Below are 26,660 nucleotides of genomic sequence, written 5' to 3'. Positions count from 1 at the left end.
GCCGGTCCCCGCGGCGCGGCGCCTCCCCCGCGCGGCCGGTCCTCGCCCGTATCGTCCCGCCCATGACGGCCCGCGAGCTGACGAAGGACACGACCCTCTGCATCTCGCTGTCGGGCCGGCCGAGCAACGTCGGCACCCGGTTCCACAACCACCTCTACGGCGAGCTCGGCCTCGACTTCGCCTACAAGGCCTTCACGACCGACGACCTGCCCGCCGCGATCGCCGGGATCCGCGGGCTCGGGATCCGCGGCTGCGGCGTCTCGATGCCGTTCAAGGAGGCGGTGATCCCGCTCGTCGACGAGCTCGAGGCCTCCGCGGCGGCGATCGGCGCGGTGAACACGATCGTCAACGACGGCGGCCGCCTCGTGGCGTCGAACACCGACTACCTCGCGCTCGTCGAGCTGCTGCGCGAGGTCGATCGGGACCAGCCCGCGGTCGTCCTCGGCAGCGGCGGGATGGCGAAGGCCGCGGTCGCCGCGCTGCGCGACGGGGGCTTCGCGGACGTGACGGTCGTGGCGCGCAATCCGACCAGCGGGCCGGCGCTCGCCGAGCGCTACGGCGCGCGCTGGGCGGCGGCGCTCGGCGATCACCGGCCCGGCCTGCTGCTGAACGCGACGCCGGTCGGCATGGCCGGCGCCCGGGAGGCCGACGACCTGCCGGTCCCCGAGGCGGCGCTCGCGACCGTCCGGGTCGTGCTCGACGTCGTCGCCGTGCCGCCAGAGACGCCGCTCGTGCGCGCGGCGCGGGCGGCGGGCGCGACGACGATCACCGGCGACCGGGTCATCGCGCTGCAGGCCGCCGAGCAGTTCGCCCGCTACACCGGCGTGCGGCCGAGCGACGAGCAGGTCGCGCGGGCCTCCGCGATCTCGCGTCCGACCTGAGCCAGGCCGGGCCGCGTCAGTCGCGCAGCGGGTAGCCCGCCACGGCGAGGGCGTCGCGCACCGCGTCGGCGTGCGCGCGTCCGCGCGTCTCGACGACGAGCCGCACCGCCGTCTGGCGCACGTGCAGCGGGACGCCGTCGCGGACGTGGTCGACCTCGAGGAGGTTCGCGCCCGCCTCGCCGACCGTCGTCAGCAGCCGCGCGAGGGCGCCGGGCCGGTCGTCGACGACGGCCGTGAGCGCCAGCCGCCGGCCGACCGTCGTCTCGTGCCGGCGCGCGACCGCGGCGACGAGCCCCGGGTCGACGTTGCCCCCGGAGAGCAGCAGGACGGTCGCGCCGTCGACGACCTCGACGCGGCCGGTCTCCAGCGCGGCCGTGGCCACCGCGCCGGCGCCCTCGACGAGGAGCTTCACGTGCTCGAGCGTCGTGATCATCGCCTCGGCGATCTCGTCCTCCTCGACCGCCACGACGTCGTCCACCAGGCCCTCCACGATCCTGCTCGTCAGCTCGCCAGGCCGCTTCACCGCGATGCCGTCGGCGATCGTCGGCGCCCAGCTCGCGCCCTGGCCGCCCCCGACGAGCGACGCGTGGCTCGCGGCCTGCACCCCGACGATCCGGACCTCCGGCCGCGCCCGCCGCAGCGCGAGCGCCACGCCGCTGACGAGCCCACCGCCGCCGACCGGCACGAGCACCTGCGCGAGGTCGGGGACCTGCTCGAGCAGCTCGTCGCCGACCGTCGCCTGCCCGGCCACGATGTCGGGATCGTCGAACGGGTGCACGAACGCCAGGCCCCGCTCGTCGGCGAGCTCCCGGGCGCGCGCGACCGCCTCGAGGACGTGATCGCCGACCCGCTCGACCGTCGCGCCCAGCTCGGCGCAGCCGTCGACCTTCGCCACCGGAGCCGAGATCGGCATGACCACCGTGCACGGCACGCCGCGGGCCCGGGCGGCGTACGCGACCGCCTGCGCGTGGTTGCCGGCGCTGCCCGCGACCACGCCGCGCTCGGCGTCGGACCCGAGCGCGGCGAGCCGCGCCAGGGCGCCGCGCAGCTTGAACGACCCGGTCCGCTGGAGGTTCTCCGCCTTCAGCACCACGCGGCCGCCGTAGCGCTCGCCGAGGCGGCGGGAGTCGAGCGTCGGCGTCCGGCGCGCGACGCCGCGAACCGCCTCCCGGGCGCGTGCGCGGCGTGCGTCGTCGACGAGCGCGAACGGATCCGCGTCGGCGGCGTGGAGCGGACGGGGATCGGTCACGGGTCCTCCGGAGGGGCGGGTCCCACCCTACGCCCCGCGCCCGCGGATCCCGCGCCGATCGTCGCGGCGCCCGCTCCCGAGCGCCGACGAGGCGGCCTCGTCGAGGCCCCGGTCCCGGCGGCCGCCTCGCGACGGTCTAGCCTCCGCGCCGTGCCGATCGCCGCGCCGGGCCTCCTCCGCCGACCACGGCTGCGCGTCGTGGCGCTCGCCCTCGGGCTGCTCGCGGCGCCCGGCACCGCCGCGGCGGCCGACGACGTCCGCTGCGGCGACGCCTCGCTCGGCGTGACGCGCTGCGCGCGCGTGCCGGTGCCGCTGGACCGGACGGGTGCCGTGCCCGGGCAGATCGGCCTCTCCGTCCGCACGCTGCAGCTCGGTCAGCGCACGCGGCGCGTCCGGCGCGAGGCGGTCGTCCTGCTGGCCGGCGGCCCCGGCCAGGCGGCGACGCCGCTGCTCGGGGACGTCGCCCCGGTCCTGGCGCCGCTGCTGCGGCGCCGCGACCTCGTGGCCGTCGACACCCGGGGCACCGGCCGCTCGACCGACCTCGTCGTCTGCCCGGAGATCGAGAGCGGCTCGCGCACCGGCCTGGACCCGTGGGAGCCGCTGCGCTCCTGCGCCCGGCGCTTCGGCGGCGCGCTGGACCGCTACGGCACGACGGACGTCGTGGCCGACCTCGAGGAGGTCCGCCGCGCCCGCGGCTACGACCGCCTCCTGCTCGTCGGCGTCTCGTACGGCACCGTGCTGGCGCAGCGCTACGCCGCGGCGCACCCCGCGCGGGTCTCCGGCCTCGTGCTGGACTCCCCGGTCGACGTCCAGGCCGCCGATCCGTTCTCGCTGGCGATGCTGCGCGCGATCCCCGGCGCCCTGCGCCAGGCGTGCGTCGGAGGCGCGTGCGACGGCGTCACGAAGGACCTCCGCGGCGACCTGCGCCGTCTGCGCGCGCGCCTGCCGATGACCGTGTCGGTCGACGGCGGGACCGGTCGTCGCGTCCCGCTCGAGGTCGACGGGTGGCTCGTGACGAGCCTCGTCGTCGCCGGCGACCTCGATCCGCTGCTGCGCGCGGCGCTCCCGGCCGCGATCCGCCGCGGCGCCGAGGGCGACGCCGCGCCGCTGGCGCGGCTGGGCCGCGAGAACGGCCTCGCGCCGCTGACCACCGACGACGCCGACCCGTCGGGCGGACCGGCCGCGGCGGCGTACTCGAGCTCGGGCGTCTACTACGACACGACCTGCCGCGACGGGCGCTGGCCCTGGAGCGCCGAGGCCGCCGTCGGCGATGAGCGCTGGGCGCAGGCGCGGGCCGCCGCCGCGGCGCGGCCCGACGCCGCGCGCGCCGGGTGGTCGCCGGACGTCGTGCTGCAGGTCTCGGCGGCCGGCAGCTGCGCGTTCTGGCCCGGCACCCGCGACGCGACGCCCGCCGGACGCGTCCCGGCGGTGCCGACGCTCGTGCTGAGCGGCCGCTCCGACACCCGGACCTCGCCCGAGGAGGCGCGGGCGGTCGCCGCGAGCATCCCCGGAGCCCGGCTGCTGGCGGTTCCCGGGCAGGGCCACAGCGTCCTCACCTCCGGCCGCCGGTGCGTGACCGGCGCGCTGCGGGCCTTCGACGCCGGAAGGGCTCCCGGCCGCTGCCACCGGCCGGCGGGCCGCGTGCGCGCCGTCCCGCTCGCTCCGCGCACCGCCCACGATCTGGGTCGCACCCCGGCGGACCGCGCACGCGCCGTCGCGCGCCTGACCGTCGAGGACGCCGGGCGCTCGGTCGTCCTGCGGCTCGTGTCGCAGGTCCTCGGGACCGCGGCGCCGGGGGCGACCGACGCCGTGCGCGTCGCGGGCCTGCGCAGCGGCTACGCCGCCGTCGGCCGGCGCGGCATCTCGCTGCGGCGGATGGGCTACGTCCCCGGGACCGCGGCGTCGACGGTCGCGCCGATCGCCGAGCAGCGGACGATCGCCGTGCGGGTCCGGGGTCGCGGCGTGCGCGCCGGGACGTACCGGATCCCGAACCCGATCCGCACGAACGAGCAGCTGCTGGCGATCACCGGGATCGACCTCGACGCGCTCCTCGAGCAGGCGCTCGGCGTCGAGGTGACGCTCGCCGTGCGCTCCGCGCTGCGCGCGCTCGGTCGCTGAGCGGCGCGCGCGGGCGGCGCCGGTGGCCCTCGGCCCGCCTGTGCGAGCCTGGTGGGCGATGCCGAACGCGCTGGCCGCCGAGACGTCGCCCTACCTGCGGCAGCACGCCGAGAACCCGGTGGACTGGCTCCCGTGGGGGCCGGAGGCGCTCGAGCGCGCCGCGCGCGAGGACAGGCCGCTGCTCGTCTCGATCGGCTACGCGGCGTGCCACTGGTGCCACGTCATGGCGCGCGAGTCGTTCGCCGACCCGGACGTCGCGTCGGTGATGAACGACGCGTTCGTCTGCGTGAAGGTCGACCGCGAGGAGCGCCCCGACGTCGATGCCCTCTGGATGGACGCGGTCCAGGCGATGACCGGCCAGGGCGGCTGGCCGCTGCACGTCTTCCTCACCCCGGAGCAGCGACCGATCCACGGCGGCACGTACTTCCCGCCCGCGCCGCGCGACGGACTGCCCTCGTGGCGGATGGTCCTCGACGCGGTGGCCGAGGCGTGGGGCGCGCGGCGCGACGAGCTGCGGGCCGAGCTCGCCGGGATCGACGAGCGGCTCTCGGGCGCCGCGGCCCTGCGCGCGGCGGACGAGCTGCCGGCGCCGGGTCGGCTCGACGACGCGGTCCGCGATCTGCGCGGTGGGTTCGACAGCGTCCACGGCGGCTGGGGCCGACGCGAGAAGTTCCCGCCGCACGCGACGCTCCTCCTGCTCCTCCAGCGGGCCGCCGGCGGCGGGCCGACGGCCGACGCGGCCGCGGCGATGGCCCGTCAGACCCTGCGCTCGATGGCCTCGGGCGGCGTGCACGACCAGCTCGGCGGCGGCTTCCACCGCTACGCCGTGGACCCCGCCTGGAGCGTCCCCCACTTCGAGAAGCTCCTGACGGACAACGCGCTGCTCGTGCGCGCCTACCTCGACGGCTGGCGGCTGTGGGGCGACCCGGCGCTGCGCGAGACGGCGGAGCGGACGATCGCGTTCCTCCTGCGCGAGCTGCGTGGTGCCGAGGGCGGCTTCGCCACCGCGCTGGACGCCGACTCCGCCGACGGCGAGGGCGCCTTCTACCGCTGGACGGCGGCCGAGGTCCGGGCCGCCCTGTCGCCGCAGGACGCGGCCGCGGCCGGGCGCTGGCTCGCCCTCGACGAGGGTGGAGCCGACGTCCTGGAGGACCGCGGACCGCGCCCCGACGACGCCACGCTGGGACGGATCCGCGCGGCGCTGCTGGCGGCGCGCGAGCAGCGGCCGCGTCCCGCCCTCGACGACCAGCGGCTGGCCGCCGGCAACGCGCTGGCGATCCACGCGCTCGCCGAGGCCAGCGCGATCCTCGACCGACCGGAGCTGCTGGACGCCGCACGGGAGGCGGCGTCCTTCGTCCGGCGCGAGCTCACCGTCGACGGCCGCCTGCGGCGCAGCTGGTGCCCGCGGCCGGGGCCCGACGGGACCGTCCGGGCACGGCACGCCGCCGTGCTCGAGGATCACGGCTTCCTGCTCGAGGCGGCGATCGCGCTCTTCGAGGCGGACGGCGATCCGGCCGACCTCGCCTGGGCGCAGGAGCTGGCGGCGACGATCGCGTCGCGGTTCGGGGATCCCGACGGAGCCGGCTGGTTCTCGACCGCCGACGACGCGGAGGCGCTGCTCGTGCGCCGCAAGGAGCTGGACGACGCGCCCGTCCCCTCCGGCGGGGCCGCGACCGCCCGCGGGCTGCTGCGGCTCGCGGCCCTCACCGGCGAGCACGCGCACGTCGCCGCCGCCGAGGGCTGGCTGCGGCTGGCCGCGCCGCTCGCCGCCCGGGCGCCCCAGGCGGTCGCCGCGTCGCTGCTGGCGCTCGACGAGCGCCACCGTCCCGCGCGCGAGGTCGCGATCGTCGGGCCCGCCCCGGAGCGCGGCGCGCTCGTCGCCGTCGTCCGCGAGCGTCCCCGCCCCGGCGTCGTGCTGGCGATGGGCGACGGCGCCGACGACCGCGGCGTCGCGCTGCTGGAGGGTCGCCGCCCCGTCGGCGGTCGGGCGACCGCCTACGTCTGCGAGGGCTTCGCGTGCCGCGCCCCGGTGACCGACCCCGGCGAGCTGCGCGCGCTCCTGGACGCGTGAGCGGCCCGTCGGGCGTCGTCCCCTGACGGCCCTCGTCGCGGGGAGATCCGGGCCCGGACGGCGTGAGAATCGGATGAGGATGGGACTGCCCGGCGCGACCGGCGCGCCCCGGCCGGATAGGGTCCGCGGCGCGCGCTCGCGCCGTCCCCCCGTCCCCCTTCCGAAGGATCTCCATGCTTCGCCGTACGGCCCTCGCCCTGCCCGTCGCCGCCCTCGCAGCGGCCACGGTCGTCCCCACCGTCGCCTCCGCCGCGACGATCACCCCGTCGAAGCCGTGCTACGTGCGGGTCCCGACGCAGGCCTCCGAGACGATGAACTTCGCGCTCTCCGGCGGCACGCCCGGCGGCCGCTGGCAGGTCTACGGCGTGAACGGCAAGGCCGGCTCGGTCACGGGCTCCTTCGACGGCGCGGGCAACGCCACCGCGTCGCTCGTCAACTCGTTCTCGACCGGCTCGATCAGCCCCAGCGCCGGCCGCACGATCGAGATCCGCGTCCGCGAGTTCGGCCCGAACGGCTCCCTCGACACCGGCAGCACGAAGGTCAAGGTCACGAACCTCGCCCTCGACCTCGCCAACCGCCCCCGCGGCGCCTACTCCAAGCGCGTCTGGCGCGTGTCGGGCCTGACGGAGACGCTCACCGGCTCCAAGACGGTCTACGCCACGTGGAAGAAGGGCAGCAAGACGGTGAAGCGCACGCGCCTGGGCCGCGCGAACGCCTGCGGCTACGTCCGCGTGAAGAAGTCCGCGATCCCGCGCAGCGGCGGCCGCAGCTTCACCCTCTACGTCCACGCCGGCTCGCGGCTGGACACCTCCAAGCCGTACCTGCGCCAGACGGTGCGGGTCATCCGGCGCTACTTCTGATCCACGCGCCGCCGCCTCGTGCGGCGGGCCGCCTCCCGGCCGGCGGCGCACCGCGCCGCCGGATCCGGGACCGGATCAGAGGACCGGGAGGTACCGGTCCAGCTCCCACCGCGTGACCTGGACGCGGTAGTCCTCCCACTCCTCGCGCTTGATCTCGACGAACCGGTCGAGGGTGTGCTCGCCGAGGGCCCGCAGCACGAGCTCGGACTCCGCCGCCAGCTCGACGGCCTCGCCGAGCGTCTCGGGCAGCTGCTCGATGCCCAGGCGCCGCCGGTCGTCCGGCGACAGGTGGTAGAGGTTGCGCTCCATCGGCTCGGGCAGCTCGTAGCCGCGCTCGATGCCGTCGAGTCCCGCGTGCAGCAGCAGCGCGAAGACGAGGTACGGGTTGCACGCCGGGTCGGGGCAGCGCAGCTCCATCCGCGTGGCCTGCTCCTTGCCGGGGTGGTAGAGCGGGACGCGCACGAGCGCCGAGCGGTTGCGGCGGGACCAGGCGACGTAGACCGGCGCCTCGTAGCCGGGCGCCAGGCGCTTGTAGCTGTTGACCCACTGGGCGAAGACGGCGGACATCTCGCGCGCGTGGCGCAGCTGCCCCGCGATGAACGCCTTGCCGACGTCCGAGAGGAAGAACCGGTCGTCCGGGTCGAAGAACGCGTTGCGCCCGTCGCGGAAGAGCGACAGGTGCGTGTGCATCCCCGAGCCGTTCTCCCCCGTCATCGGCTTGGGCATGAAGGTCGCGTGCCAGCCGTGCTGCATCGCGATCTCCTTGACCGTCAGCCGGTAGGTCATGCAGTCGTCGGCCATCTTCAGGGCGTCCGCGTAGCGGATGTCGATCTCGTGCTGCGACGGACCGCCCTCGTGGTGGCTGTACTCCACCTTCATCCCGAGCTGCTCGAGCGCCAGCGCGGTGTCGCGGCGGACGTCGGAGCCGGCGTCGAGGGCCGTGAGGTCGAAGTAGCCGCCCTCGTCGAGCGGGACGGGGTCCTTCGCGTCCTTGAAGAGGAAGTACTCCAGCTCGGGCCCGACGTTGAAGTGGTCGAACCCCATCGACTCCATCCGCTGGACGGCGCGACGCAGGATGTAGCGCGGGTCGCCCTCGTACGGCGTGCGCTCCGGCGTCTGCACGTCGCAGAACATCCGCGCGACGCCCTCCTCGGCCGGCGACCAGGGCAGGATCGCGAACGTCGACGCGTCCGGCACCGCGATCATGTCCGACTCCTCGACGGCGTTGAAGCCGGTGATCGAGGAGCCGTCGAAGCCCATCCCGCCCTCGAAGGCGTCGTCGAGCTCGGAGGCGTTGACCGAGAACGACTTGAGCTGACCGAGGATGTCGGTGAACCACATCCGCACGAAGCGGATGTCGTGCTCGGCGACCAGCCGCTTGACGTCCTCGGGAGTACGGGGGGTGTCGGCCACGGTGTCGGTGCTCCTGCGCGGTGGGTCGGGAACGGGCGCCGGAACGCCGCGCGCCACGCTGCAGGCTAGCCGAGCCGCTGCGCCGGGCCGTTCGCCGCCCGGACATCCTCACCGAGCCAGCGTTGTCCCCAGCGCTCCAGCTCGACGATCGCCGGCCCGAGCTCGTGGCCCTTGCGCGTCAGGCCGTAGTCGACCCGCACCGGAGGACCGGGCGAGACGGTGCGCTCCAGGACCCCGGCGGCCTCGAGCTCCTTCGTCCGCTGGGAGAGGACGCGGTCCGACAGCCCGGGGACCGCCGTGCGCAGCTCGCTGAAGCGCAGCGTCCCCCCGCGCAGCAGCACCGCGACGATCGCGCCGTTCCAGCGACGGCCGAGGAGCTCGACCGCCTCGTGGTAGTGCGGGCAGCAGGCGCCGTCGATGGGGTCGTCGGCGTTCGTCATGCGCGCGGGACCGCTGCCGCTCCCACGCGGATGCGCGGGAGCGGGAGGCCGGTCCGGATCACGCCGCGCGCAGCTGGCGCGACTCCTCCATCGACCCGTCGACGGGGACGTCCCCCGCGATGTTCACGAGCGCCGAGAACACCTCGACGGACGCGAAGGCGATCGCCTCGAGCAGCTGCTCCTCGGTCCAGCCGAGCTCGAGCGCCTCCTCCTGGAGGTGGGCCGGCGGCTGGCTGCGCCGCTGGAGCAGGTGGCCGATGTAGCGCAGCAGGATGTCCTGCTTCTCGTCCTCGGAGCGGAACTCGCGCGCCGCCTTGACCTCGTCGATCCCCAGGCCCGCGACGCGCGCGGTGCGCAGGTGCATCTTCAGGCCGGGCTCCGAGCGGAAGTGCTCGGCGACGGCGAGGGAGAGGCGCTCCTTCGTCGGGGCGTCGAGGCTGCCGTGACGCAGCTCGCTCGTGAACCGCGCGTAGCCCCGCAGCGCCGCCGGCGACCCGGCGAGGACCCCGACGAGGTTCGGCAGCTGGCCGGCCGAGTGCAGCGCACCCTTGAGCACCGGCAGCGACCCCTCGGGCGCCGACAGATCGTCGTGGATGGTGAAACGGCTCATCGCGTTGGGCATCGCGACCTTCCAGAGCTGGTGTGAGTGCGGGACGGCTTTATCATCACTTCAACAAGTGAAGTGACTTACCGAACGTAAGTCTAGGACCCGATCGTTCGCTTTGCAAGGGTCTCCGCAGGCCGCGCGCGGTGGACGCCGTACGGCGCCTTCGACGCAGGTCGGAGCCCCGGCCTCCCCTGGTCCGCCGGCCGGTGCGACGGGCCCGGAGCGGGCCTGAGGGTGCTCTACCCCTCCCTGCGAACGGGCACACCATCGATCGCGCGACGGATCGCGGGAGATGGCCACCCGGACGCGTCGACGCGACGGCCACGCAACGGCGCGAACGGCGGCGCGCGCCGGGTCGGCGTCGCCGGCGTGGAGCGCGCCGACTAGCGCGGCAGCGCGTGCGGGACGACGGACGCGTCCGACGTCGTCGCCGCGGCGAGGATGAGGAAGAGGCCGAGCAGCGCCGCGTAGAGCAGCAGCTTCTCGGGCCGCGCGAGCGGCGTCATCGTGCGACGCCGGGCGGGCCGGCGAGTGCCGGGCCGACGGGCCGGCAGATCGCGGTCGCGGGCGCGACGGTCGCGCTCGCGGCGCAGCCGCTCGTCCTCGCCCCCGGCCGCGAAGGGCGAGTCGTCGATCCACTGGAACTCGACGACCTCGGGGCGCCGCTGGCGCGCGCGGCGCTGCTGGGCAGCGGCGCGGGCGGCGGCGGCGCGGCGACGGCGAGCGGCGGCCGCCGACGTGGAGAAGTCGTCCTCGTAGCGACGCGGGCCGTCGCGGCGGTCCTCGCGGCGGACGACGGGCAGCCGATCGTCGTCGAGATCGAGGCGCTGACGCGGGCGCGACGACGCCTCGCGCCGGCGGTCACCGGCGGAGCGGCGCTCGTCGGCGGCACGGCGACCCGTGGAGGAACGACGACGGTCACCGCGGTTGCGGTAATCCTGTGCGTCAGCCCACCAGGGTTGGTCGCGGTCGTTCGCCATGACGTGGTCTCGTGCTCCGGCGCGCTTGCGAGGTTAGCTGTCGGACTCGCGCTGGAGTAGCGCTACGGCTGATGCCGATTCGCCCCGTGCTCGTGGGTCCCCCGCTTCCCGGACGCCGGCGGCAGGCGTGCTCCGGGAACTCAGCGTGGAGCCAGGATAGCACCGGTCTTGGACGCTGCGAGAACGCGTCGCCATCGTGCACATCTTGCACGATGTCTTGCAGGAGCAGGGATTTCTTGTGGCACGCGTGTCGATGACCGATCACGCGCGGGCGCGCGAGGCGCCCGCTCACCCCGTCGCGGCGCGCGGTGGCGACGGGCCGGAGGGCCCTGCTCGCACGCGTCGCACCCGACATGGGACGAGGATCCTGACGCCTCGACCGGCGGAACCCGCCTGCCGGCACGGGCGGGGCGGCGACGGCCGCCTCATCGGCCGCCCCTTCCGCGCCCGAAGTGCATGACGTCGGGTGCGACGCCGCGCAGCGCCCCGGGATCGGGCTCCGCCGGGTCCCCTGCCCCCGAGGGGCGGTCCCCGTCCGCGGGCGAGGCATGGCGGGTGCCGGTGCGTGGGGCGGGACCACGCCCGGGAGCGGCGGGGTCCACGGGCGCGGAGCCGGGAGCCACGGGCGCGGCCGGACCGGGTGGCGCGGGAGCGGCGGGGGCGGAGCCGGGAGCGGCCGGACCGGGTGGCGCGGGAGCGGATCCGGAGGCGGCGGGACCGAGAGCGGCGGCCCCGGGCGGGGCAGCGGCCGGACCGGATGGAGCGGATCCGGGAGCGGCCGGACCGGGAGCGCCGCCGCGCGGCGCCGTCGTGCGGCCCTCGTGCCCGCCATGCGCGGTGGGGTCCCCGGCGGCGCCGCCCGGCAGGACGACGAGCGGCGGGCCCTCGGGGCGCGCCGGGGACGAAGCGCCCGCTCCCGGGACCCGGGGGCCGCCGCCTCCACCCCCGCCGGATCGGATCGGACCCGGACGGGTCCCGCCCCCGCGGCCAGCGGCGCCATCGCCCGATCCTGCCCCGGACCACGCCACGGATCGTGGCCCGGCCGGCGCCCGCCCGCCCGCCGCGCGAGCGGCCGGCGCGCCCGCACCGCCACCGGCGACGGCGACCGCGCCGCCGGCAGCCACCTGGCGGTCCTGCTGTCGCGCCCAGTGGTCGAGCTCGACCGGGCTCATCGCGTGCAGCTGCCGCACGACGGCACCCGTCTCCTCCGTGAGCTCGTCGAGCGGACGCAGCCGCCCGACGACGACGTTGATCTGGCCGCCGCCGTCGCGGTGGCGCTCCAGCCGCCCCTCGGCGACGACCAGCGGCTCGGTTCGCACCGCGAGCCGGTCCCGCAGGTACACCGAGGGCGGGATGACGAGGTTGATCGTGCCGACCTCGTCCTCCAGGAGGAGGAAGGTGACGCCCTTCGCGCTGCCGGGGCGCTGGCGGGCGAGCACGAGCCCCGCGACCCGCACCGCGCTGTTGTGCCGAGCGTGGGGCAGGTCCGCGCTCGTGCGCACCCCGTGCCGGGCGACCTGCGCGCGCAGGAGCTCCATCGGGTGCGGCCCGCTCGTCAGGCCCGTGCCGGCGTAGTCGGCGATGAGCCGCTCCCACGCGCTGAGCTCGTCGAGGGCGCGGTGGCCCTCGCGGGAGGCGGACTGCAGCTCGAGCGCCAGCTGGGTCCCGTCGCGCACGACCTGCCCGGGCACGGCGAGGCCGAGCTGCCAGAGCGCCGCCCGTCGGCGACGCCCCTCGGGGATCGGCGTGCCGTCGGCGTCCTCCTGGGCGAGCGCATCGCATGCCCCGGCCCAGGCGAGCCGCTCCAGCGACGGGGCCGCGGCGCCGACGCGCGCGGCGAGGTCGGCGAGCGAGCGCCACGGGCCGTTGCGGTCCCGCTCGGCGACGAGCGCCTCGACCTCCTCGCGGCGGACGCCCTTGACGTAGCCCAGGCCGATCCGCACGGCGCCCGCGTCGGTGATCGTGCAGTGCGCGCGGCTCTCGCCGACGTCGGGCGGCAGCACCGCGATGCCGCGCCGCTGCGCCTCGTGGATCAGCGCGTCGGGCGGGTAGAAGCCCATCGGCTGCTCGTCGAGCAGGGCGCAGAGGAACTCGACCGGGTGGTGCACCCGCAGCCACGTCGACTGGTAGGCCAGCAGGCCGAAGGCGACGGCGTGGGCCTTGGGGAAGCCGAAGCCGGAGAAGCCGCGGACCATGCCCCAGACCTGCTCGGCGACCTCGCGGGTGACGTCGTCGTGGGTCGCCAGCGCCCCCTCGACGAACTCCCGGTGCTGGGCCTCCATCGCCTCCTCGGAGCGCTTGCGGCTCATCGCGCGGCGCAGGCCCTCGGCCTGCGCGGCGGTGAAGCCGGAGAACTCCCGGGCGATGTCGATGACCTGGTCCTGGAAGAGGATCGTCCCGAGCGTGCGCTCCAGCGGCGCGCGGAGCGACTCGTGCAGCAGCGGCGGCCGGAAGCGATGCTCCTCCGGCACGCCGCGGTCGCGGTCCTGGCGGATCCGCTGCAGCCGCGCGATGTACGGGTTCACCGCACCGCCCTGGATCGGGCCCGGCCGGACGATCGCCACCTGGATCGTCAGGTCCTCGAGCGTCCGCGGGCGGGTCCGCAGCAGCGACCCCATCTGGGCGCGGCTCTCGATCTGGAAGACCCCGGTCGTCTCGGCCTTCTGGATCGCGGCGAACGTCTCCCCGTCGTCGAGCGGGACGCGCGCGAGGTCGAGCGTCTCCCCCCGGCGGGTCGAGACGAGCTCGACGCACCGCTCGACGCAGGAGAGCATCCCGAGGCCGAGCAGGTCGATCTTCGCGAAGCCGGCGTCCGAGCAGGAGTCCTTGTCCCACATGATCATCTGCCGGCCGGCCATCGCCGCGGGGACGACGGGGCAGCAGTCGATCAGGGGCCGGGTCGAGATGATCATCCCGCCGGGGTGCTGGGAGAGATGGCGCGGCAGGCCGTGCGCGGCGGAGGCGAGCCGCGCCAGCCACGCCCAGCGGCCGGGCAGGCCGTGCCCGGGGTCCCCGCTGCGCTCGTCCGTCCCGGCCGGCAGCGCCGCCCCGTCGTCGTAGAGCGGCTCGTCGGCGTGGGCGTCGGGCCGCAGCGCCAGCGCGGCGGCGATGTCCTCGGCCACCCGCCGGCCCGACCAGCCCTCCGAGCCGTGGGCGACGCGCTCCAGCTCGGCCGCCGGCAGTCCGAGCGCCGCTCCGAGCTCGCGGATCGCGCCGCGGGCGCGATAGGTCGGGAAGGCCGCCACGAGCGCGGCGCGGTCGCGGCCGTAATGGTCGTTGACCCGCGGGATCAGCCGCTCGCGGATGTCGCGCGGGAAGTCGAGGTCGATGTCCGGCAGGGTGCCGCCGAGGTCCTCGTGGAGGAACCGCCCGATCCCGAGCTCGTTGGCGATCGGGTCCACGTGCGAGAGCCCGGTGAGGTAGCAGACCACCGACGAGACGCTCGACCCCCGCCCCCGGCCGGGAGGCAGCACCGAGCGCGCCGCCGACGGGCCCCGGACCTCGGCCGCGACGTCGCGCGCGATCTCCAGCAGCTCGTGGTGCAGGAGGAAGAAGCCGGAGAGGCCGAGCCGCGCGATGAGGTCCAGCTCCTGCCCCAGCCGATCGCGGGCGGCGGCGCGGATCGCCGACGGGGAGCGCCGGCGGTCGGCGCCGCCGCGCATCGCGCCGTCGGCGTAGCGGTCGTCGAACCGCGCCCAGCAGGCGGCCGCCAGGTCGCGTGCGGCGGCCGCGTCGTCCTGCCCCGGGTAGCGGTAGCCCAGCCCCTCGAGCAGGTCGAACTCCAGCCGCTCGGCGAGGCGGACCGTCTCGGCGACCGCCTCGGGCTGGTCGGCGAACCGCCGCGCCATCGCCTGCGGCGTCGCCAGCACGTGGCTGTGGTTGCCGCGCCGCAGCGGCTCCGACGCGTCGAGGGTCGTGTGGTGTCGCACCGCGACGAGCGCGTCCTGGAGCAGCGCCCGCCGGCGGTCGTGGGCGTGGACGTTGCCGGTCGCCACGCACCGCAGGCCCAGGCGTCGGGCGAGCTGCGTCCTCGTGCGCGCGTGGTCGCGGTCGCCGCGCAGGTAGCGCCGCTGGAGCTCGACGTAGAGGTCCTCGCGACCGAACGCCTCCCGGAACGTCCGCAGCGAGCCCTCGTCCTCGACCCCGTGGTCGGCGCAGCCGCTGAGGCAGACGAGGCCCTCGGCGTGCTCGAGGAGGTCGGCGGCGGTGATCCACGGCCGGCCCGCCGAGCCCCGCGGGTGGTCGCGGGTGTGCGCGTGGGCCCGCGTGAGGATCCGGCACAGGTTGCACCAGCCCCGGGCGTCGCGAACGAGCAGCGTCACGTGACGGACCCGGGAGCGCTCGAGCTGCCAGTCGCCGGTCATCCGGCCGTCGCGCATCGGCGGCGGCGCGTCGACGACGGTGACCTCGGCCCCGTGGAGCGCGCGCAGGCCGACCTCCGCCAGCGCCTGCGCGTGCTCGTAGGCGCCGCAGAGGTTGTCGTGGTCGGTCAGCGCGAGCGCCCCGTGCCCCCGCTCGGCCGCCGCCCGGGCGAGCTCCTCCGGCAGGGACGCGCCGTCGAGGAACGAGTAGGCCGAGTGGCAGTGCAGCTCGACGTAGGGCGGCGACGACACGAACGCATGTTCGCATCGTCGTCGGACGGCCCGCCTCCCCGCCGCGGTGCCCCGCCGGCGGACCGCGCCCTTCGGCCGAACCGAGGGGCCGGGGCGAAGCGGCGGGCCCCGGCGCCTCGCGTCAGGCCGCCGCGACGAGCGCCGTCCGCGGCTCGTGCTCGATCCGGATCGCCCCCTGCCGGGCCGCCTCCGCGCCCGCGAATCGTGCGACGAGGTGCAGCGCCAGGTCCAGCCCGGCCGTGACGCCGCCGGCGGTGAGGACGTCGCCGTCGTCGACCACCCGCTCGTCCCCGCGCACGTCGGCGCCCCGCTCGCGCAGGTCCTCCAGCGCCACCCGGTGGGTCACCGCGGGACGACCGTCGAGCAGCCCGGCGTGGGCGAGCAGCATCGCGCCGGTGCAGACCGAGGCGACCGTCGCCCCGGCGGCGTGCCGGCCCGCGATCGCCGGACCGAGCAGCCCGCGCTCGACCTCCGCTCGCACGCCGGCACCGCCCCGCTGGGCCCAGCGCCCCCCGGGCACGACGAGCAGATCCGGGCGCTCGGCGAGGTCCGCGTCCACGAGCGCGCGCAGGCCGTGGGCGGAGACGACCTCCGACCCCGCGGCGCGGTCGGCCGCGACGAGCTCGACCCGCAGCCCCGCGGCGGCGAGGACCTCGAACGGCCCGACCGCGTCGAGCTCGTCGTAGCCGTCGAAGAGGAGGACCTGGACGTGCGTCATGCCGCGATCGTCGCGATCGTGGGCGGATCCCACCAGTGGCAGGAACGACATACTCCGTGCTATTCCTGCCACATGGCCTCACCCCACCGCGTCGCGGTGCTCGTCCTGCCGGAGGTCGTGCTGCTCGACCTCGCCGCGCCGTGCCACCTCTTCGGCCACGTCGGGGCGCCCCGCTACGCCGTGACGCTCGTGGGCGCGACCTCCGCGCAGCAGGCCGCCGCTGCGGGTACGGGTGGCCTCCTGCTGGGCGGGCTCGCCGGCCTCGAGGCGCTGCAGGACGCCGACACCGTCGTCGTCCCCGGCTACGGGGACGCGGCGCGCACGCCCCCGCCCGAGCCGGTGCTCGTGGCGCTGCGCGCCGTCGCGGCGCGCGGGGCCCGCGTGATGTCGGTGTGCACCGGGGCGTTCGCGCTCGCCCACGCCGGGCTCCTCGACGGGCGCCGGGCGACGACCCACTGGCACGACGCCGACGCGCTCGCCGCGCGGTTCCCGTCCGTGCGGGTCGATCCTGGAGCGTTGTTCGTCGACGAGGGCCAGGTCCTGACGAGCGCGGGCGTCGCCGCGGGGCTCGACCTCTGCCTGCACGTCGTGCGACGCGACCACGGCGTCGCCGTCGCGACCGCCGCGGCCCGCCGGACCGTCATCGCCCCGCACCGCGACGGAGGCCAGGCGCAGTTCGTCGAGCGGCCGCTGCCGGATCCCGCCGCCGGGGCGGTCGACCTCGCCCCGACACGCGCGTGGGCGCTGGAGCGGCTGGACGCCCCGCTGGAGGTCGCCGACCTCGCCCGTCGCGCCGGGGTGAGCCCGCGAACGCTGGCGCGGCGGTTCCGGGAGGAGACCGGCACGACGCCCGCCCGGTGGGTGCGGGCGCAGCGGATCGCGCGCGCCCGCGAGCTGCTCGAGCACGACGCCCGCCCGATCGAGGAGGTCGCCCGCGCGTGTGGCTTCGGCGACGCCGGCACGCTGCGCCGGCACTTCGCGCAGGCGGTCGGGACGACCCCGACCGCCTACCGACGGACGTTCCGCGGCACGCCCTCCCCCGCTTGACGGGCCGCGGGGCGCCCACCCCGGGGGCGCGCTCCGCCTCGGGGAGCCGCGGATGCGCCGCCGACGTCAGCCGCGCGGCGGCGCGAGGCAGTCCGGCCGCGACTCCCAGACGCCGCCCGGCGGGCGGGTGCGCACGGACGCCAGGCGGCGCATCGTCCTGACGTCCTGGTTCGTGTAGCCCAGGCCGATCCCGAGCCCGAGCTCCTCGTCGGTGCCGTCGGTCAGGGTCGCCGTGCGGTACTCGCGCTCCTCCGCCCAGCCGTCGTCGACCATCCAGCGGCCGAGCTCGCGCGCCCCGGCGCGGATCCGGCCAGGAGCGAGGCCGCGGACGCCGCCGAGCATCCGGCCGACGGCGTCCCGCAGCGCCGGGCGGGTGACGTCGAGGCGCGTCTCGACCTCGCGCTGGCGTGCCCCGTCCTCGGTGTCGAGACGCCCGGTGAGGCGCAGCTCGCGTGGGCGGCCGCCGCGGTCGACGATCAGCGTCGCCTCGCCGGAGGCGTGGTAGCGGCCGTGGTACTGGAGCTTCAGCGGCGCGGCGAGGTCGGCGACGAGGGTCGCGCCGAGCCGCAGGCCGACGCTCGCCCGACCCGTTCGCCGGTCGTAGGCGACCGTGCCGGACATGCCGCGCAGCACGGAGCCGCCGATGGTCGCCTCCTCGCCGGCGGCGCTCGCCGACGCGCTCGCGTGCAGCCCGCCCTCGACGCCGACCTCGTACCGCTCGACATCGGGCCGCCCAAGCCGCAGTCGGGCCCGCAGCCGCTCGGCGATCGGACCGCTCCGGGTCTGCCCATGGGCGTCGAGGAACCGCTGCATCGCGGCGCGGTCGGGCAGCTCCCAGCGCGCACCGCGCGCGCCCCGGATCGTGGCGCTCAGGTCCGCCCCGGCCTGCGCCTGGGGATCGACGAGGCGCTTCAGCGCGCCGACGCGGCTCGCGCCCCGCCCGTCGGCGCCCCCGCTGCGCCGGGCATCACGCACCACTCCCTCGTCCCCCCGGGCCCGCTCGCCCGAGCCGCTGCGCCGGCCGAGCTTCACGCGTCCCCCGAGCTCCCCGGCCTTCGTGTCGGTGACCGCGTAGGTCCCGTCGGAGCGTCGCTCGATCAGCAGGCTCCGGTCCCGCTGGATCCGGACCGCGAGCACCGTCCCGCCGACGCGGTGGGCGCGATCGTCGCTCGCCAGGAGGCACGGCTGCGGGCGGTGGAACGCCGCGCAGTCGTCGCCTCCGGCGACGCAGAGCGCCCGGCGGATGCCCGAGTGGACGGCGTTGACGAGCGACGGGCCCCAGGCCGCGAGGCTTCCGACGAGGACGAGCAGGCCCGCGACGAGGGCGACGAGCGCCGCGTGCTCGATCGTCGCCTGCCCGCGGTCCCCGGCGCTGCGCATGGTCCGGAGCGTCGCTGCGCGGGCCGTGCCGGATCCAGGGCCGCTCCGTGCCGGTCCCGTGCCGGCCGTGCACCGGTGCCGCGCAGGTCCTCAGCGCACCCGCCACCAGCGACCGGTGACGAGGTCCCGGTGCAGGACGATCACCCGGCCCCCGACGGTGACGACCTCCCACATCCGGCGCCGCAGCGGGGCGTCGGTCCACCAGCGGTCCTCCAGCAGCCAGGTCTCGACGACCGCCTCGATCGGCTCGCCGTCGACGAGCCGCGGGCGTCCCTGGCCGTCCGCGTGGACCTGGGCGGGGCGCGGCGCGCCGAGGCGCCGCAGCGCACCGGGGACGGGACGGGCTCGACCGGGCCGCGGCATCGAACGGATGTTCGCATCCCCCGCGGACGGCGGCGCACCGGACGCGGCGGCGGGCGGGGCGGCGGGGGCGCGACGCGGACGCGGGCACCACGGCGCCTTCACATGGTGATTACATGCGCCCCACGCATGGCTCGCCTGACGCAGATCCTGACCGGCCGCGACACGCGCTACTTCGAGCTCTTCGAGGAGTCCGCGGGCAACCTGGTCAAGGCCGCCGAGCTGCTGGTCCGGTTCCTGGACGAGGTCCCCGACGAGACGGGGACCGCGAAGGAGATCGACGAGGTCGAGAGCGACACCGACCGGATCACCCACGACATCATCCACCACCTCAACCAGACGTTCGTCACCCCGCTGGAGCGGGAGGACATCCTGGAGCTGGCGTCGGCCCTGGACGACGTGGTCGATCTCGTCGACGAGACGGCCGACATGATCGTGCTGTACCGGATCGAGGCGCCGATGGACCAGGCGCACGGGCTCAGCGACCTGCTGCTGCAGGCCACGAAGGCCCTGCAGGAGGCGATGCCGCGCCTGCGGACCTTCGGCGACATCCGGCACTTCACCGTCGAGGTCAACCGGCTGGAGAACGAGGGCGACCGCCTCTCCCGCGCCGCCATCGCGGGCCTCTTCGACGGCGGGATCGACCCGATGGTCGTGATCCGCTGGAAGGACATCTTCGAGCACCTCGAGGAGGCGATCGACGCCTGCGAGCGCGTCGCGAACATCCTCGAGGGCATCGTCATCAAGAACCGCTGAGCGCCGGCCCCCCGCCGCGCCCGCGTCCCCCGCCGCATGTCCGACCTGCTCCTGGTCCTCGTCGTCGCCACCGCGCTGGCGTTCGACTACACCAACGGCTTCCACGACACCGCGAACGTCGTCGCGACGTCGATCTCCACGCGCGCGCTCGCGCCGAAGGTCGCCGTCGCCCTCGCCGCGGTCCTGAACTTCGTCGGGGCGTTCCTCTCGCTCGAGGTCGCCGCCACGATCGCCAAGGGGATCGTCGACTCGGGCGAGATCACGCTCCAGATCGTCTTCGCCGGGCTCATCGGCGCGATCGTCTGGAACCTCGTCACCTGGTGGTACGGCCTGCCGTCGAGCTCCTCCCACGCCCTGATCGGCGGCGTCGTCGGCGCGATGCTCGTCGCCGTGGGCCCGAGCCACATCTACGGCGACGGCCTGCTCGGGAAGGTCGTCATCCCGGCCTTCGTCGCCCCGGTGCTCGCGTTCGCCGTCGGCGGGATCGCGATCCTCCTCATCTACCGGATCGTCGGCCGCCTGCTGCCCGGTCCCGTGACACGAGGATTCCGGCTCGGCCAGATCGCGTCCGGGTCGCTGCTGGCCCTCGCCCACGGCACGAACGACGCGCAGAAGACGATGGGCGTCATCACGCTCGCGCTCGTCGCGCACGGCTCGATCTCCGCCGCGGATCCCGAGGTCCCGTTCTGGGTCGTCTTCTCCTCGGCGAGCGCGATCGCGCTCGGGACCTACTCCGGGGGCTGGCGGATCATCCGCACGATGGGCTCGAAGATCATCAAGATGGACGCCGCCCAGGGCTTCGCCGCCCAGGGCTCGGGCGCCGCGGTGATCCTCGCCGCGACCCATGCCGGTTTCCCGCTCTCGACGACCCACGTCATCTCCGGCGGCGTCGTCGGCGCCGGCGCCGCGAAGCGGCTCTCGGCCGTGAAGTGGGGCGTCGCGGGCAACATGGCGGTGGCCTGGGTGCTGACGATCCCGGCCGCCGGCATCACCGGCGGCGTCGCCTACGGGATCTCGGCGCTCGCGGGCGGAGGCACGCTCGGCCCGTTCGTCGTGCTCGCGGTCCTCGCCCTCGTGGCGGTCGTCCTCGTCCGGGCCCGCCGGACGCCGGCCGCCCTCGCGGAGGAGCCGGCGTGAAGGATCTCGACAAGCTCGTCGACGTCGTGTGGATGGGCCTCCTGGCCGGCATCGGGATCGCGGTGGTCTTCGCGTTCGCCGTCGCCGGGGTCGCCCGGGCCGGTGCCGCGCGGCGCGACGGGCGCGACGGAGCCGCGGCGCTGCACACCGCCTCGGCGGTGCTCGCCGGGATCGCGTGCCTGGCGGTCGTCGCCGTCGCGCTGCTGACGATGCTCCACAAGTAGCGCCGTTAGGGTCTTTCCCGGTAGGGCCCGCGGTCCGCGGCGGCCGCCGACCGGCGGATCTCGCCCCCGAGTCCCGTCGGTCAGGCCACCAGCCTGATCTCGGAACCCGGGAACGACCTCCTTGGTCGGCGACCACCACGACTCCACGCGCCCTACCGGGATAGGCCCTTAGCCCTCGAACGGCGTCAGGGCCATCCGCCGCTCCCCGATCCGCGAGCCCGGATCGACCTCGACGACGCGCAGGGCGGCGTCGGGTCCCGCGGCGGCACGCGCCTGCCGGACCGCCTCGCGCAGCCGCTCGCGCCGGATCTCGACGTCCTCCTCCAGCAGCGACCGGTCCTGCGGGACCGGCGCACCGAGCGCCTCGACGCGCAGGCCGAGGCGCTCGGCCGGCGCGGGCAGCCCGTCCAGGCGCAGCCCGAGCGCCAGGCCGATCCGCTGCGGATCGGTCATCGCCTCGCGCAGGACGACCCGCTCCTGCCAGGTGCCGCGCTCGACGAGCGCCGCCTGCAGGCGCAGCGCGCGCAGCGGCCGGTGCCGGCGCTGCGGGTCGGCCAGCACCCGGTCGATCAGCAGCCCGAGCGCGTGACGCAGCTGCGGCCCGGAGACCGCCTCGGGCAGGCGGAGGTCCGCGGCGATGACCGTCGGCGGCTCGCGCGGGCGCAGCGGCGCCTCGTGCCCGTGCAGCAGCTCGTGGGCGGTCAGGCCCGGCGCGCCGAAGCGCTCGAGCACCGCCCCGCGGGAGAGCGACGCCAGCCGACCCAGCGTCGTGATGCCCAGCCGCTCCAGCGGGGCGACGAGCCCCGCGAGGTCCTCGCGCAGCGCGAGGGTGGCGACCGGCTCCTCGTCGAGCACCGCCCGCAGCGCGACGCCCTGCGCCAGCGCCTCGCCGGCCGGCGACGGCACCGCGCTCAGCGGTCGGTCGACGACGACCACCGCGTGCCGGGCCCGCGCGCGGGCGGCGGCGACGCGCGCGAGGAACCGCGTCGGCGCGACCCCGAGCCGGACGGGCTGGCCGAGCGTCGTCCGGATGGCGCCGAGCACGCCTTCCAGCGTGCCGCCGTGCATCCGCCGGATGAGGTCGGCGTCCAGCCACGCCGTCCCCGCGGTGGCGTCGGCCGAGCCGACCTCGACGGCGGCACCGATCCCCTCGAGCCGCTCGACGATCCGCTCCCAGCGCGCCTCGACGGCGACGGGATCCGGAGGCAGGAGGACGAGCCGCGGGCAGCGCGCCAGCGCCTCCCCCAGCTGCTGTCCCGCACGGACGCCGGAGACCTCCGCCGCCGGCGAGACCTCGCCGATCCGGTGGCCGCCCCCGGGCTGCGGCGCGAGGGCCAGCGGGACCCCGAGGAGCTCGCGACGGCCGGCGGCGGCGACGGCGAGGGCGAAGCGCGGGACGTGGAGGCAGACGACGGAGGACACGAACGCATGTTCGCATCGCGACCGGCGGCTCGGAGGTCGTTCGAGAAGCCCCTGCAAGGACGCGGTTCCGGCGGCCGCGGACCCGTCCGCGAGGGCGTTCACGCCCTCCCCGGCGACGCCCCGGGGCGCGGGAGGCCTCAGCCGCGGAAGAGGTCCCCGAGGCGGACGGCGAGCGCGAGGTCGCCCTCGAGGTCCAGCCGGCCGTCGAGCAGCGCGCTGCCCGCGTCGATCCGCCCGCCCGCGAGGCGCAGGAGGTCCTCGACGCTGATCCGCACCGTCAGCGCCGGCGTCCCCGCCGCCCCGCGGCGCGCGCTCGTGCGCAGCGCCCCGGCGGCGACCGTCCAGGTGCGCGTGCGCCCGACCTCGTCGTGCAGCTCGAAGGAGAGCTCGCCGCGGAACGCCCCGCTGCGACCGGCGTGGCGCAGCTGCCGGGCCATCCCGCGGAAGATCACCCAGAGCGCGGGATCGCTGGCCATCGCCCGGCGCACGAGCCCGTTCCCGCCGCCGTCCAGGAGCGTCCCGAGGGCGGCGCCGCCGCGCCGGGCGAGCGCGTCGCGCACCGCCAGGGCCACCCCCCGCCGCGCGTCGCCGGCCACGACGCCGTCGCCCCCGCGGTCCCCGGACCCGCCGTCCTCGACCGCGCCGGAGACCGTCCCCACCCCGAGCGCCGGGGGCGGCCCGAGGCGCTCCACGCCGTCCTCCCGGGGCAGGACGATCGTCTCCGGCGCCGTGATCGCGCCCGCGCGGCGGGCGAGCGCCCGGGCGGCGAACGGGTCGTCGGCCTCGACGAGGTCGTCGTCCTCGTCCTCGCGCAGCTCCGGCAGGACCTCGCGGGCGAGCAGCCGCAGGGAGCGCTCCAGCACGTCGCCGGCGAGCAGCCCGACCGGCGGCACGAGGACGATCTCGTCGACGCCCGCGTCGCGGTAGCGCTCCAGGAGCCCGAGGACCTGCCCGGGGTCGCCGACCGCGCCCCGCAGGCTGCCGCCGACCCGGACGGCGAGCGGGTCGCGGGCGGCGGCCCGGACGGGCGCCGGGTCGTAGCCGGCCTGCGCACGCCGGCGCTCGAACTCGCCCGCCGCCGACGTCCGTCCGGGGCGGTGGGCGCCGAAGCGCGTGTGGTGGTCGAGCAGGTGCCGGTGCAGGTGGAGCGCGTCGAGGCCCTCGTCCAGCGCTCGCTCCGGGTCCTCGGCGACGTGGAACGGCAGGCAGAGCGCGAAGCCCGGCTCGACGGCGGCGCCGAGCGGGACGCAGCGCTCCGACCGCTGGACCTCGGCGTGCTCGCGCGCCCACTCGGCGGCCTCCTCCGGCTCCAGCAGGCAGCGCACGAGCCCCCCGAGACCGCCCTCGGCGGCGACCCGCACGTCGCCCGGCCGGTCGCACGCGCGCCAGAGCGGCGGGTGCGGTCGCTGCTGCGGCCGCGGGACGAGCTGGCGGACCGGGATCCCGTCCGTCCCCGGCTCGCCGCCGAACGGCTCCTCGGCCAGCAGCCGCGCGACGCGTCCGATCGTCCGGTCCGCGGCCTGACGGGTGCCGCCGCGCGCGATCCGCAGCGGCTGCAGCTCGATCGCCGAGGACGGCTCGGCGAAGGCCACCGCGACCCGTCCGCCCGAGAGCGCGTCGAGGGCGGCGACCGCGGCCGCCAGGCGCGCCGGGTGCTGGACGCGCGGATGGGCGAGCAGCGGCCCGAGGCCGAGGCCGAGTCGGCGCGTGCGCCCCGCGATCTGCGCCAGGGCGATCTCGGGCGGACCGGCGTGCTGCAGCTCCTCGTGGAAGTGCCGCTCGCCGATCCACGCGCGCGAGAAACCCAGCGGCTCGGCGGCGACGGCGACGTCGACGAGGTCGCGCAGCCGCCGGCCGTCGCCGGTCGGCGACCACGGCCGGGGGTGCAGCGCCTCGAGCAGGAGCGCAAACCGCATCGCCGCGCGACGCTAGGGCGAGCGGCGGCCGTCGAGGTGATCTTCCGGTGACCGTCCGGCGCGGTTGGTCCTGCACCCCGGGACCTGCGGGATCGATCGAGGTCGAGCGCCGCCTGCCGCTTTGAGCCGGCGAAAACCTGGCGGCCGCCGGACCGGCAGCGCGGCGGCGGCGATCAGGCGGCGGTCGCGCCTTCGTCGTGCACCTGGTGACGCCCCTCGGCGAACTCCTCGACGATCTTCGCGCAGAACGCCGGCAGGTCGTCGGGGTTGCGGCTGGAGACGAGCCCCTGGTCGACGACGACCTCCTCGTCGACCCACTCGCCGCCGGCGTTGCGGATGTCGGTCCGCACGCTCGGGTACGACGTGATCCGGCGGCCCCGCACGAGGTCGGCCTCCACGAGCGTCCACGGCCCGTGGCAGATGACGCCGACCGGCTTGCCGGCGCGGAAGACCTCCTGGACGAAGGCGATCGCCTGCGCGTCCTGGCGGAGGTTGTCCGGGTTCGCGACGCCGCCCGGCAGCAGCAGCCCGTCAAAGTCCTCGGCGCTGGCCTGCGCGACGGTCCGGTCGACGGCGAAGGTGTCCTTCGGGTGGATGTCGCCCTCGGTCGCCTGGATCTCGCCCTCCTCGAGCGAGACGAGCACCGTCGTGCCGCCGGCCTCCTCGACCGCCTTGCGCGGCTCGGTCAGCTCGACCTGCTCGACGCCGTCGGCGGCGAGGATCGCGATCGTCTTGCCCTGCAGCTCGTTGGCCATGCTCCTGGGCTACCCGGCGGTGGGCGCCGTGAACCCCGACGACGTCGCGCCCCACCGGAGCCGACGCGAGGCGCGCCCGACCCCTGCGGGCATAGAGAGGCCCCCGCCGAGGCGGGGGCCCTCCGTAGCGAGCCGGTAAGCCGGATTCTGTCGTTGCGCAGCCATCCATCTCTGCGACCTACCTGGACCTCGACGAGCCGCCTGCGAACGGTCCTGCTCGGTCTTGCACCGGGTGGGGTTTGCCTGGCCGCCGCGTCGCCGCGACGCCGGTGCGCTCTTACCGCACCATTTCAACCTTGCCTGTGAGGGCGGTCGCCCGCGCCTCCATCGGCGGTGTCTTTTCTGTGGCACTTTCCCGCGGGTTTCCCCGGGTCGGCCTCCCGACCACCCTGCTCTGCGGTGTCCGGACTTTCCTCGAGCGGGTGGACCCCGCCCGCGGCTGCGTGGCTCGCGTCGGGAACCGTATCCGGAACGGGGACCGAGGGACGCGTCGACCGGCGAGGCACGCCGACGCGGGCGTCAGGTCAGCTCGGTGCCGCAGCGGCCGCAGCTCGCCACGGCGGGGCCGGCGCCCGTCCCCCGCCCGCCGAGCGGCGGTCGCATCGGACCGTCGCAGAGCGGGCAGGGGACGGCACGTCCGGTCGACAGGCCCTCCCATGCGCCGACGAGCGAGTCGTCGAGCACGCGCCTGCCGTCACGGCGAACGGGGCCGGTCATCCCCTGCCGGACGCGCTCCGGAGCACACGGGCTCCCGAGCGCGTCCCTCGCCGCGCCGGGCCGCGGCGTCCCGCGGCCCAAGTCCATCGTCCGGGTCGGCGCGCCGGCCCCGCAGGCCCGCCGGGCGGCGCGCCGGCTCATCGCACCTGCCGCATGAGCCCGACGACCTTGCCGAGCACGCGCGCCTCCCGCGAGCGGATCGGCTCCATGTCGGGGTTCTCGGGCTGCAGGCGCACGTGGTCGGCCTCGCGGAAGAAGCGCTTCACCGTCGCCTCCTCCCCCACGAGCGCGACGACGATCTCGCCGTCGCGCGCGGTCTCCTGCGGCCGGACGACCACGAGGTCGCCGGCGAGGATGCCCGCGCCGATCATCGACTCGCCCCGCACGCGCAGCAGGTACTCCCCGTCGTCGCCTCCCGCGACGTCGGGGACCGGCACGTGCTCCTCGACCTGCTCCTCGGCGAGGATCGGCGCGCCCGCGGCCACCTGGCCCACGAGCGGCAGGCGCCGCGAGTGGCCGACGGCCTCCCGCACCCCCTCGACCGCGGACTCGATCCCGCGCTCGAAGAGCTCGATCGCCCGCGGCTTGGACGGGTCCCGCCGCAGCAGCCCGAGCTTCTCGAGGTTCGCCAGGTGCGCGTGCACCGTGGACGAGCTCGCGAGCCCGACCGCCTTGCCGATGTCGCGCACCGTCGGCGGATAGCCGTTGCTCGAGGTGTACTTCCTGATGAAGTCGAAGATCTCTTGCTGGCGCTTCGTGAGGTCCATGCGTCGCCCGTCGTTCCGAACGTGTGTTCGCAACGCTAGCGGCCCGTCCGGCGGAGCGCAACCAGCACGCATCGCCGGGGACGAGTGGCTACACTCCGCGAGCCGCGCGCCAGTGGCGGAATTGGTAGACGCGCAAGGTTGAGGGCCTTGTGGGGGATAACCCCGTGGAGGTTCGAGTCCTCTCTGGCGCACCATACGCAGGACCCTGGAGCCCCCGGATCGAGCGATC

At 76.4% G+C, this 26,660-nt stretch carries 21 protein-coding genes, 1 tRNA gene, 1 other RNA gene and 1 riboswitch; of the genes, 9 read left to right on the top strand and 14 right to left on the bottom strand.

Annotation, left to right across the window (positions count from 1 at the left end; all coding sequences use genetic code 11):
* The first annotated feature begins 62 nt into the window (after window positions 1-62).
* Window positions 63-881: a shikimate 5-dehydrogenase gene (locus tag SK069_RS16230; protein ID WP_319955295.1), complete on the top strand. Its 819-nt coding sequence runs from the start codon at window positions 63-65 to the stop codon at window positions 879-881.
* 16 nt (window positions 882-897) lie between these two features.
* On the opposite strand, the gene SK069_RS16225 is transcribed toward SK069_RS16230, so the two are convergent.
* A complete protein-coding gene (locus SK069_RS16225; RefSeq protein WP_319955294.1) occupies window positions 898-2,130 on the bottom strand; it encodes a pyridoxal-phosphate dependent enzyme in 1,233 nt (410 codons plus the stop codon).
* 150 nt (window positions 2,131-2,280) lie between these two features.
* Here SK069_RS16225 and SK069_RS16220 point away from each other — a divergent pair, with 150 nt between their 5' ends.
* The 3 genes from SK069_RS16220 (at window position 2,281) to SK069_RS16210 (ending at window position 7,179) form a co-directional block, all read left to right on the top strand.
* A complete protein-coding gene (locus tag SK069_RS16220; RefSeq protein ID WP_319955293.1) occupies window positions 2,281-4,248 on the top strand; it encodes an alpha/beta hydrolase in 1,968 nt (655 codons plus the stop codon).
* A gap of 58 nt (window positions 4,249-4,306) precedes the next feature.
* Window positions 4,307-6,319 carry a thioredoxin domain-containing protein gene (locus SK069_RS16215; RefSeq protein WP_319955292.1) on the top strand — a complete coding sequence of 671 codons (2,013 nt, stop codon included), beginning with the start codon at window positions 4,307-4,309 and terminating at the stop codon, window positions 6,317-6,319.
* A gap of 173 nt (window positions 6,320-6,492) precedes the next feature.
* Window positions 6,493-7,179 (top strand): hypothetical protein, encoded by a 687-nt coding sequence (locus SK069_RS16210; protein ID WP_319955291.1) that lies wholly within the window; start codon window positions 6,493-6,495, stop codon window positions 7,177-7,179.
* 75 nt (window positions 7,180-7,254) lie between these two features.
* Here SK069_RS16210 and SK069_RS16205 read toward each other — a convergent pair whose 3' ends face one another.
* The 6 genes from SK069_RS16205 to SK069_RS16180 form a co-directional block, all read right to left on the bottom strand.
* On the bottom strand, window positions 7,255-8,592 hold the full coding sequence (locus SK069_RS16205; protein ID WP_319955290.1) for a glutamine synthetase family protein: 1,338 nt from the start codon (window positions 8,590-8,592) through the stop codon (window positions 7,255-7,257).
* Between the two features lie 65 nt (window positions 8,593-8,657).
* Window positions 8,658-9,032, bottom strand: a complete 375-nt coding sequence (locus tag SK069_RS16200; RefSeq protein ID WP_319955289.1) for a winged helix-turn-helix transcriptional regulator — start codon at window positions 9,030-9,032, stop codon at window positions 8,658-8,660.
* Window positions 9,033-9,090: 58 nt separating this feature from the next.
* Window positions 9,091-9,642, bottom strand: coding sequence for a carboxymuconolactone decarboxylase family protein (locus SK069_RS16195; RefSeq protein ID WP_319955288.1), 552 nt, complete (start codon window positions 9,640-9,642; stop codon window positions 9,091-9,093).
* A gap of 380 nt (window positions 9,643-10,022) precedes the next feature.
* Window positions 10,023-10,619: a hypothetical protein gene (locus SK069_RS16190; RefSeq protein ID WP_319955287.1), complete on the bottom strand. Its 597-nt coding sequence runs from the start codon at window positions 10,617-10,619 to the stop codon at window positions 10,023-10,025.
* 7 nt (window positions 10,620-10,626) lie between these two features.
* A riboswitch (cyclic di-AMP (ydaO/yuaA leader) is annotated at window positions 10,627-10,775 on the bottom strand.
* 269 nt (window positions 10,776-11,044) lie between these two features.
* Entirely contained in the window at window positions 11,045-15,232 is a 4,188-nt protein-coding gene (locus SK069_RS16185; RefSeq protein WP_319955286.1) for a DNA polymerase III subunit alpha, read from the bottom strand.
* Window positions 15,233-15,353: 121 nt separating this feature from the next.
* Window positions 15,354-15,950, bottom strand: coding sequence for a DJ-1/PfpI family protein (locus SK069_RS16180; RefSeq protein ID WP_319955285.1), 597 nt, complete (start codon window positions 15,948-15,950; stop codon window positions 15,354-15,356).
* Window positions 15,951-16,022: 72 nt separating this feature from the next.
* Between SK069_RS16180 and SK069_RS16175 the strand changes: the two genes are divergently transcribed.
* A complete protein-coding gene (locus SK069_RS16175) occupies window positions 16,023-16,997 on the top strand; it encodes a GlxA family transcriptional regulator (RefSeq protein ID WP_319955284.1) in 975 nt (324 codons plus the stop codon).
* Between the two features lie 66 nt (window positions 16,998-17,063).
* Here SK069_RS16175 and SK069_RS16170 read toward each other — a convergent pair whose 3' ends face one another.
* Both SK069_RS16170 and SK069_RS16165 read right to left on the bottom strand, forming a co-directional pair.
* Window positions 17,064-18,377: a hypothetical protein gene (locus tag SK069_RS16170; RefSeq protein ID WP_319955283.1), complete on the bottom strand. Its 1,314-nt coding sequence runs from the start codon at window positions 18,375-18,377 to the stop codon at window positions 17,064-17,066.
* Between the two features lie 90 nt (window positions 18,378-18,467).
* Complete coding sequence (locus SK069_RS16165) at window positions 18,468-18,740, bottom strand: hypothetical protein (RefSeq protein ID WP_319955282.1); 273 nt, start codon at window positions 18,738-18,740, stop codon at window positions 18,468-18,470.
* A 126-nt stretch (window positions 18,741-18,866) separates the two neighbouring features.
* Here SK069_RS16165 and SK069_RS16160 point away from each other — a divergent pair, with 126 nt between their 5' ends.
* The 3 genes from SK069_RS16160 to SK069_RS16150 are packed head-to-tail and all read left to right on the top strand — an operon-like array spanning window position 18,867 to window position 20,854.
* Entirely contained in the window at window positions 18,867-19,493 is a 627-nt protein-coding gene (locus tag SK069_RS16160) for a DUF47 domain-containing protein (RefSeq protein ID WP_319955281.1), read from the top strand.
* 36 nt (window positions 19,494-19,529) lie between these two features.
* Window positions 19,530-20,630: an inorganic phosphate transporter gene (locus SK069_RS16155; protein ID WP_319955280.1), complete on the top strand. Its 1,101-nt coding sequence runs from the start codon at window positions 19,530-19,532 to the stop codon at window positions 20,628-20,630.
* Entirely contained in the window at window positions 20,627-20,854 is a 228-nt protein-coding gene (locus SK069_RS16150; RefSeq protein ID WP_319955279.1) for a hypothetical protein, read from the top strand. Before SK069_RS16155 ends, SK069_RS16150 begins: the two co-directional genes overlap by 4 nt.
* A 168-nt stretch (window positions 20,855-21,022) precedes the next feature.
* Here the strand turns inward: SK069_RS16150 and SK069_RS16145 are convergent, their stop codons facing one another.
* From SK069_RS16145 to lexA, 5 genes are all read right to left on the bottom strand, one after another.
* Window positions 21,023-22,276: a Y-family DNA polymerase gene (locus tag SK069_RS16145; RefSeq protein ID WP_319955278.1), complete on the bottom strand. Its 1,254-nt coding sequence runs from the start codon at window positions 22,274-22,276 to the stop codon at window positions 21,023-21,025.
* A gap of 137 nt (window positions 22,277-22,413) precedes the next feature.
* Window positions 22,414-24,192 carry an LLM class flavin-dependent oxidoreductase gene (locus SK069_RS16140; RefSeq protein ID WP_319955277.1) on the bottom strand — a complete coding sequence of 593 codons (1,779 nt, stop codon included), beginning with the start codon at window positions 24,190-24,192 and terminating at the stop codon, window positions 22,414-22,416.
* 173 nt (window positions 24,193-24,365) lie between these two features.
* Window positions 24,366-24,947 (bottom strand): type 1 glutamine amidotransferase domain-containing protein, encoded by a 582-nt coding sequence (locus tag SK069_RS16135; protein WP_319955276.1) that lies wholly within the window; start codon window positions 24,945-24,947, stop codon window positions 24,366-24,368.
* A gap of 120 nt (window positions 24,948-25,067) precedes the next feature.
* Window positions 25,068-25,402, bottom strand: an RNA gene (gene rnpB, locus SK069_RS16130) — RNase P RNA component class A.
* 399 nt (window positions 25,403-25,801) lie between these two features.
* Window positions 25,802-26,431 (bottom strand): transcriptional repressor LexA, encoded by a 630-nt coding sequence (gene lexA / locus SK069_RS16125; protein WP_319955275.1) that lies wholly within the window; start codon window positions 26,429-26,431, stop codon window positions 25,802-25,804.
* 106 nt (window positions 26,432-26,537) lie between these two features.
* Between lexA and SK069_RS16120 the strand changes: the two genes are divergently transcribed.
* Window positions 26,538-26,625 (top strand) — tRNA-Leu (locus tag SK069_RS16120).
* Window positions 26,626-26,660 lie beyond the last annotated feature (35 nt).

It is taken from the genome of Patulibacter brassicae (genome assembly GCF_033949425.1).
Classification (GTDB): domain Bacteria; phylum Actinomycetota; class Thermoleophilia; order Solirubrobacterales; family Solirubrobacteraceae; genus Patulibacter; species Patulibacter brassicae.
This window is presented reverse-complemented; position numbering and strand designations above follow the sequence as displayed.

Bases quoted from the DNA above. Each gene is read 5' to 3' on its own strand.
- lexA (WP_319955275.1), bottom strand. From the start codon at position 26,431: ATGGACCTCACGAAGCGCCAGCAAGAGATCTTCGACTTCATCAGGAAG.
- SK069_RS16140 (WP_319955277.1), bottom strand. From the start codon at position 24,192: ATGCGGTTTGCGCTCCTGCTCGAGGCGCTGCACCCCCGGCCGTGGTCG.
- SK069_RS16155 (WP_319955280.1), top strand. From the start codon at position 19,530: ATGTCCGACCTGCTCCTGGTCCTCGTCGTCGCCACCGCGCTGGCGTTC.
- SK069_RS16170 (WP_319955283.1), bottom strand. From the start codon at position 18,377: ATGCGCAGCGCCGGGGACCGCGGGCAGGCGACGATCGAGCACGCGGCG.
- SK069_RS16160 (WP_319955281.1), top strand. From the start codon at position 18,867: ATGGCTCGCCTGACGCAGATCCTGACCGGCCGCGACACGCGCTACTTC.
- SK069_RS16190 (WP_319955287.1), bottom strand. From the start codon at position 10,619: ATGGCGAACGACCGCGACCAACCCTGGTGGGCTGACGCACAGGATTAC.
- SK069_RS16200 (WP_319955289.1), bottom strand. From the start codon at position 9,032: ATGACGAACGCCGACGACCCCATCGACGGCGCCTGCTGCCCGCACTAC.
- SK069_RS16215 (WP_319955292.1), top strand. From the start codon at position 4,307: ATGCCGAACGCGCTGGCCGCCGAGACGTCGCCCTACCTGCGGCAGCAC.
- SK069_RS16165 (WP_319955282.1), bottom strand. From the start codon at position 18,740: ATGCCGCGGCCCGGTCGAGCCCGTCCCGTCCCCGGTGCGCTGCGGCGC.
- SK069_RS16175 (WP_319955284.1), top strand. From the start codon at position 16,023: ATGGCCTCACCCCACCGCGTCGCGGTGCTCGTCCTGCCGGAGGTCGTG.
- SK069_RS16230 (WP_319955295.1), top strand. From the start codon at position 63: ATGACGGCCCGCGAGCTGACGAAGGACACGACCCTCTGCATCTCGCTG.
- SK069_RS16210 (WP_319955291.1), top strand. From the start codon at position 6,493: ATGCTTCGCCGTACGGCCCTCGCCCTGCCCGTCGCCGCCCTCGCAGCG.
- SK069_RS16180 (WP_319955285.1), bottom strand. From the start codon at position 15,950: ATGACGCACGTCCAGGTCCTCCTCTTCGACGGCTACGACGAGCTCGAC.
- SK069_RS16195 (WP_319955288.1), bottom strand. From the start codon at position 9,642: ATGAGCCGTTTCACCATCCACGACGATCTGTCGGCGCCCGAGGGGTCG.
- SK069_RS16135 (WP_319955276.1), bottom strand. From the start codon at position 24,947: ATGGCCAACGAGCTGCAGGGCAAGACGATCGCGATCCTCGCCGCCGAC.